This is a genomic window from uncultured Agathobaculum sp., from assembly GCF_963927765.1.
In the GTDB taxonomy this organism is placed as follows: domain Bacteria; phylum Bacillota; class Clostridia; order Oscillospirales; family Butyricicoccaceae; genus Agathobaculum.
This window is the reverse complement of sequence record NZ_CAWVCU010000093.1, coordinates 1-6,346: the sequence shown is the minus strand read 5'-3', so window position 1 is coordinate 6,346 and position 6,346 is coordinate 1. Positions and strand designations below refer to the sequence as shown.

At 58.6% G+C, this 6,346-nt stretch carries 5 protein-coding genes; 3 read left to right on the top strand and 2 right to left on the bottom strand.

All coding sequences use genetic code 11. The annotated features are described in order from the left end of the window. Window positions 1-272: 272 nt before the first annotated feature. The gene (locus ABGT74_RS08450; protein WP_297283312.1) at window positions 273-608 is read right to left on the bottom strand and encodes a DUF1622 domain-containing protein; all 336 of its coding nucleotides are present in this window, start codon (window positions 606-608) and stop codon (window positions 273-275) included. 33 nt (window positions 609-641) lie between these two features. Then, on the bottom strand, window positions 642-2,012 hold the full coding sequence (locus ABGT74_RS08445; protein WP_297283313.1) for a TrpB-like pyridoxal phosphate-dependent enzyme: 1,371 nt from the start codon (window positions 2,010-2,012) through the stop codon (window positions 642-644). Window positions 2,013-2,533: 521 nt separating this feature from the next. On the opposite strand from ABGT74_RS08445, the gene ABGT74_RS08440 reads away from it, so the two are divergent. The 3 genes from ABGT74_RS08440 to ABGT74_RS08430 are packed head-to-tail and all read left to right on the top strand — an operon-like array spanning window position 2,534 to window position 6,306. Beyond that, window positions 2,534-3,505 carry a leucine-rich repeat protein gene (locus ABGT74_RS08440; RefSeq protein WP_346705189.1) on the top strand — a complete coding sequence of 324 codons (972 nt, stop codon included), beginning with the start codon at window positions 2,534-2,536 and terminating at the stop codon, window positions 3,503-3,505. 12 nt (window positions 3,506-3,517) lie between these two features. Next, a complete protein-coding gene (locus tag ABGT74_RS08435) occupies window positions 3,518-4,807 on the top strand; it encodes a VWA-like domain-containing protein (protein ID WP_346705188.1) in 1,290 nt (429 codons plus the stop codon). Next, window positions 4,804-6,306: an AAA family ATPase gene (locus tag ABGT74_RS08430; RefSeq protein ID WP_346705187.1), complete on the top strand. Its 1,503-nt coding sequence runs from the start codon at window positions 4,804-4,806 to the stop codon at window positions 6,304-6,306. Before ABGT74_RS08435 ends, ABGT74_RS08430 begins: the two co-directional genes overlap by 4 nt. The last annotated feature ends 40 nt before the right edge of the window (window positions 6,307-6,346 follow it).

Genomic DNA, 6,346 nt, shown 5'->3' with positions numbered 1-6,346 from the left:
TATTAACTTGTGGTGTCCCTCAAGAGGGTGGGTATGCGGTTCGTAGCCAAACACTCTATCCAGCTGAGCTACTGGCGCAAATCATTCACTTGTGTTTCTCAGCCGAACTTTTTTACTCAGTTTCGACTGCCTAATTAGAATACCACAATACGCATCCGCTGTCAATCTTTTTTTCAAATTTTTCTTTTATTTTTGTAAACCCGATCTGACAAGGCAAACCAGAGCCGCCGAAACCCACTTTCGGCGGCTCTGATGAAACAGTATATTTTTACCTATTGCTTTGATGACTCCACCGCAGCCTGTTCTTCATTCTTAATCTCCCAGTGAATGAGGACGGTCAGCGCGGCGCGCAGCAGAATGATCGCGCCAACCAGACCAATCTCCTTGAACTCGCGCACAATCACCGTGCGAAGGATCTCGCTGCCCAGCTTAAACTCCAGTCCAAGGGATAACCCTTTCGCAAGCGACAGACGGGTCAATGGATCACGGTGCACATAATACCACACGCCCCGCACGCCCGCGACGATAATCACGATCACACCGACGTATTCAAACAGCAGGATCGCCCATGAGATCAAGTGTTCCAGCAACTGTTCTGCCGCGGTCACGGCCATCTCCCCTTCTCTTGGTTGCTATCCTTATTATACCGGCTGCGCAGGCAGTGTGTCAAACCCGGTCTGCAATTCCTCATCCGCCGGCACATGGTTGGTCATGGTACCGTTGTGATATGCTTCGTACGCCGACATATCAAAGTAACCTGTGCCGGTCAGACCAAACAGGATGGTCTTTGCCTCGCCGGTTTCCTTGCATTTGATCGCCTCGTCGATCGCGCAGCGGATCGCATGGCTGGATTCCGGCGCGGGCAGGATGGTTTCGACCTTGGCAAACAGGGTTGCCGCTTGGAATACGTCGGTCTGCTTGGCGGAAACCGCTTCCATGTAGCCGTCGTGATACAGCTTGGAAAGGATCGGGCTCATGCCGTGGTAACGCAGACCGCCCGCGTGGTTCGCCGCCGGCATAAAGCCGTTGCCCAACGTGTACATGCGCGCCAGCGGCGTCACATGGCCGGTGTCACAGAAATCATACGCGTACTTGCCACGGGTAAAGGACGGACAGGACGCAGGTTCGACCGCAATGATACGCGGATCGGCCTTGCCCAGCAGCTTATCCTGCATGAACGGTGCGATCAGGCCGCCCAGATTGGAGCCGCCGCCCGCGCAGCCGATGACGATATCCGGATATTCATCCAGCATCTCCATCGCCTGCTTGCTTTCCAGACCGATGATCGACTGGTGCAGCAGCACCTGATTGAGCACCGAACCCAGTACATAGCGGTAGCCTTCATGCGTGGTGGCGACTTCTACCGCCTCCGAGATCGCGCAGCCGAGCGAGCCGCCGGTCGTCGGGTTTTCCGCGAGGATCGCACGGCCAGCCGCAGTCGTATTCGACGGCGAAGGCGTGACATCCGCACCAAAGGTCTGCATGACCGCCTTGCGGTACGGCTTCTGCTCGTAGGAAACCTTGACCATGTAAACCTTGAGGTCAAGTCCGAAGTAGGCGCACGCTTCGGAGAGTGCCGTACCCCACTGACCCGCTCCGGTCTCGGTCGTCAGCCCCTTGAGGCCCTGCTCCTTGGCGTAGTACGCCTGTGCGATGGCCGAGTTCAGCTTGTGACTGCCCGAGGTGTTGTTGCCCTCAAACTTATAGTAGATTTTGGCCGGAGTATCGAGCGCCTTTTCCAGATTGTACGCACGGCACAAGGGCGACGGACGATACAGCTTATACATATCGAGGATCGGCTCGGGAATATCGAAATACCGGGTCGTGCTGTCCATCTCCTGATGCGCCAGCTTTTCGCAGAAAATCGGATAGAGCGCCTCCTCCGGCAGCGGCTCATGCGTGCCGGGGTGAAGCAGCGGATCGGGCTGCTGCTTCATATCAGCGCGCAGATTGTACCACTGCTTGGGCATCTGATCTTCGGTTAAATACAATCTGTGCGGAATCTTTGCCATGGTAGGTTCTCTCCTTTTTATATGAAATATGTGGGTTAACAAAAATAAAAAGCTCCTGTCCCATGAAAATCCATGGGACAGGAGCTTGTAAAAAACAAACTCTTGCGGTACCACCCAAGTTGACGCCAAAAGCGCCCGCTCACTTTCGCATATCCAACAATATGCGCTCCCCGGATAACGGGTGGAGTCCCCGTCGCAGTTACTTGGGGTCGCCCCCGTTCGCCTTGCCCTGCTAAAGTCCATTCACCGGGTCCTTGCCTGCCGCGATCTCACCACCCGCGGCTCTCTTGGAGGTTTGGTCTCCCTGCTACTCGTCTTCGTCATTGGTTTATCAGTATGGTCACAGTATATTCTCATCTTATCCATTTGTCAAGTGTATTTGAGAATTTTTATATTTTATTATCTTGATATTTTCTTATTATAAGAATCTATTCTGCTGTCGGGACGTCCCGCCTTGCCGCCTTTGCGCGGCTGTGCTATAATCAATCCAGACGAAAATCATCCGAAAAGGAGGGTGCAGGATGCATGTAATCGAGGGCGAAAACGATCTTTCGCTGGCCTGTGCGCAGGTTCCGGGCGGCATCGCCATTTTACGCTGCGAGACACGCGATGATACCGTGCATCTGCCGGATGCAATCGACGGCGCACCTGTCGTGCAGTTGGGCGCATACGCGCTCAGCGAGCGTGCACCTGACCTGTCCAGACGCGAATCATTTTCCGTCCGCATTACCTGCGGCGGCGCGCAGCCGACGCACGACGCGAACGCCATCCGGTCGGTTTTCCTGCCCGCCGCGCTGCAAAGCGTGGGCAGCTATGCGTTTTACAACTGCCGTCGGCTGGAAACCATCACGATATCCCAAACAGTCACGGATTTTGGCGGCGGCGCACTGATGAACTGCCGTGCGTTGCGCACGATCGTGCTGCGTGCCGAACCAAACGCCCCGACCTGCCTGCAAAAGCTGCTGGGCGAGCACGCAGGCGAACTGGATGTGCGTTTCAACAGCGGCGCGCCCGCACGCCTGCTGTTTCCTGCCTACACAGAGGAACTGGAAGACCTCTCCCCCGCGCACATCTTCCAGCGCCGCATCCATGGCGCGGGCTACGGCTACCGCCAGTGCTTTGATGCGGGCATCCTCAGTTTTCGGCAATACGACCTTGCACTGACCGGCCTGCTCGAGCGGCACGACTTTGCGGTTGCTGCACGGGTTGCGGCGCGGCGGCTGGCTGTGCCCTACGCCCTGTCCGATACCGCGCGCGAGGCCTACCTCGACTGCCTGCGCGCGCATGGCGGCGCACTGCTGCGCGCCTGCGCCGCTGCGGGCGAGAGCGCGGCGATTTCCTTTCTACTGTCGCTCGGCGTCCTGACCGCCGCCGATGTGGACGCTGCCTGTAACGCTGCCCGCGAAAAGGAGCAGACCGCGGCGCTGTCTGTGCTGCTGGCTGCCTCCAGCAAAAGCGCCGCCAAAGGACGCGCCAAAACCTTCGATTTGTAAAGGAGCTTTTCTATGTCCCAAAGCGAACGCTGGAACGCCCTCGGGCGCGAGATTTTGTTCTCCATCCGCACCGAATTATATATGAGCCTGCCGTTTCTGGACGTCGCGCTGTCCGCACTGGCCGTCTCCGACGGCTTTGATACCGCCACGCTTGCCACCGACGCGCGCAGCCTGTATTTCAACGGCGCATGGCTCGCGCAGCAGCTCGAACGTGGTCGCCCGCGTGTCAATCGCGCCTACCTGCACAGCGTGTTCCACTGCCTGCTCCGCCACCCCGCCAAAACACGCGGCCGCGACCGCGATCTGTGGGATTTGGCGTGCGATGTGGCGGTCGAAAGCATACTGGACACGCTGGATTACCGCTGTTTGCAGGCGGACAAGCCATCCGTTCGGCGGCAAAACCTGTACCGCAGCCTGCGCGCGGAGATGCCCGTGCTGACCGCCGAGGCAATCTACCGCCAATTTCGCCGCAACCGCTTGAACTCTTATGACTGCGCCACCCTCGCGCGCGTGTTCGCGGTCGACGAGCACTCGCTCTGGCCCGAAGAGGGCGACGACGAACAGGACAGACAGTGGCAGCAGCGCGCCGAGCGCACCCAGACCGCCATGGAGACGGTGTTCTCCAATCAGGCGATGGGCGGCGAAGCTGTGCGCGAGCAACTCTCCGTCACCACCCAGCAAACGACCGATTACCGCGCCTTTCTGCGGCGGTTCGCCGCCTTGCGCGAGGAAGTCGCGGTCGACGCGGATTCCTTCGACTACGGCTACTATGCCTATGGCCTGCGGTACTTCGGCAACATGCCGCTGATCGAGCCGCTCGAGACACGCGAGGTGCGCAAGATCGAGGATTTTGTCATTGCGATTGACACCTCGATGTCCACCTCCGGCGAGCTGGTGCGCAGCTTTCTTGCCCGCACCTACGAGCTGTTACAGGACAGCGAAAGATTTTTCCGGCACATTAACCTGCGCATTTTACAGTGCGACGACCAGATCCGCGCGGACAAACGCATCACGAACGCCCGCGACCTCGCGGATTATATGGAGCATTTTGAGCTGATCGGCCAGTCGGCAACCGACTTCCGACCGGTGTTCGAATACGTTGACCGGCTGGTGAGCGAGGGCGCGTTCCACCATCTGCGCGGGCTGATTTACTTCACCGACGGGCTGGGTATCTATCCGAAAAAGCGACCCAAATACGACGCAGCCTTCGTTATGCTTGAGGGCGGCGCTTATCCCGAAAACGTCCCGCCGTGGGCGATCCGCGCCGTGCTGCGCGAGGACGAGATAGGAGAACCGATATGAACATCAAACGAGCCAAAAATGAAATCAAAAACGCGCTGCGCGCCTATCTCGCGCGCGACGAGTTCGGCGCATACCGCATCCCCTCCATCCGGCAGCGCCCCATCCTGCTGATGGGCCCGCCTGGCATCGGCAAAACCCAGATCATGGAGCAGATCGCGGATGAAACCGGCGTGGGACTGGTGTCCTATACGCTGACCCACCACACGCGCCAGTCCGCGCTCGGCCTGCCCTATATCGAGCACGAGAAGTTCGGCGGGCAGGAATACACGGTCACGGCCTACACGATGAGCGAGATCATCGCCTCGGTCTATCGCGAGATCGAGCGCACGGGTGTTTCCGAGGGCATTTTGTTCCTCGACGAGATCAACTGCATTTCCGAAACGCTCACACCGATGATGCTGCAATTTTTGCAGTGCAAAACCTTCGGCAACCAGCAGCTGCCTGCGGGCTGGGTGGTGGTTGCCGCGGGCAACCCGCCCGAATACAACAAGTCCGTGCGCGAGTTCGACGTGGTCACGCTCGACCGCGTCAAGCGCATCGACGTGGAGGAAGATTTCGCGGTCTGGAAGGAATACGCCTATCGCCGCGGCATCCACGGCGCGATTTTGTCCTATCTGGAAATTCGGCGCGACCATTTTTACCGCGTCGAAGCGACGGCCGACGGCCTGCAATTCGTCACCGCGCGCGGCTGGGAGGATTTGTCCGAGCTAATGCAGGTGTATGAAACGCTTGGTTTACCGGTCGATCGGCAGGTGGTCGAGCAGTACTTGCAGCTGCCGCGCGTCGCCAGCGATTTTGCAAATTATCTGCAATTATACGAGAAATATAAGCGCGTTTACCGCGTGGAGGAAATCCTCGACGGCACTTGGGAGCGCGTGCGCGCCTCCGAGCTTTCCGGCGCGCCGTTTGACGAAAAGCTGGGCGTACTTGGTCTGCTGCTGTCCCGGCTGGCGGACAGCGCGCGCGAAACCTACCGTCAGGACGGTCTGACCGACGCGCTGCATCAGGACCTCATTCGCATTCGCGAAGGTGAAACCACGCTCGGCACGCTGCTGGACGACAAGCGCGCCGCGCTCTCCCGCCGCCGCGCCGCCGGTTCGACCGACCGCGACGCACTGTTTATCGCGTCCCGCGAGACCGAGCGACTGGATGCTTTCCGGCAAGGACTGTCAATGGAAAAAATCCCGTCAGGACGCACATTCGACTACCTCAAGGAGAAATTTCAGTCCGATGTGCAAGCGCGTGCGGATGCCGCCGACCAGACCGACCGCGCGCTGGCAAACACCTTTGCCTTCCTTGACGAAGCCATTGGGGACAGTCAGGAGATGGTGCTGTTTGCAACCGAACTGACCGCGAATTACTTTACCTCTTGGTTTATCCAGAATTTCGGGTGCGAAGCCTACTTTGCGCACAACAAGCGCCTGCTGTTCGATGATACGCAGAAGCATCTGCTGGAGGAAATCGAGAAAACTCGTGCCGCCGACCAGCCGCAGGAATAACAATCGCGCCTTGGCGCGCGTATAACAGAGAGGAGGGCGC

What these genes read in the sequence shown, in the direction of transcription:
- ABGT74_RS08435 (WP_346705188.1), top strand. Translation starts at nt 3,518, where the DNA reads ATGTCCCAAAGCGAACGCTGGAACGCCCTCGGGCGCGAGATTTTGTTC.
- ABGT74_RS08440 (WP_346705189.1), top strand. Translation starts at nt 2,534, where the DNA reads ATGCATGTAATCGAGGGCGAAAACGATCTTTCGCTGGCCTGTGCGCAG.
- ABGT74_RS08445 (WP_297283313.1), bottom strand. Translation starts at nt 2,012, where the DNA reads ATGGCAAAGATTCCGCACAGATTGTATTTAACCGAAGATCAGATGCCC.
- ABGT74_RS08430 (WP_346705187.1), top strand. Translation starts at nt 4,804, where the DNA reads ATGAACATCAAACGAGCCAAAAATGAAATCAAAAACGCGCTGCGCGCC.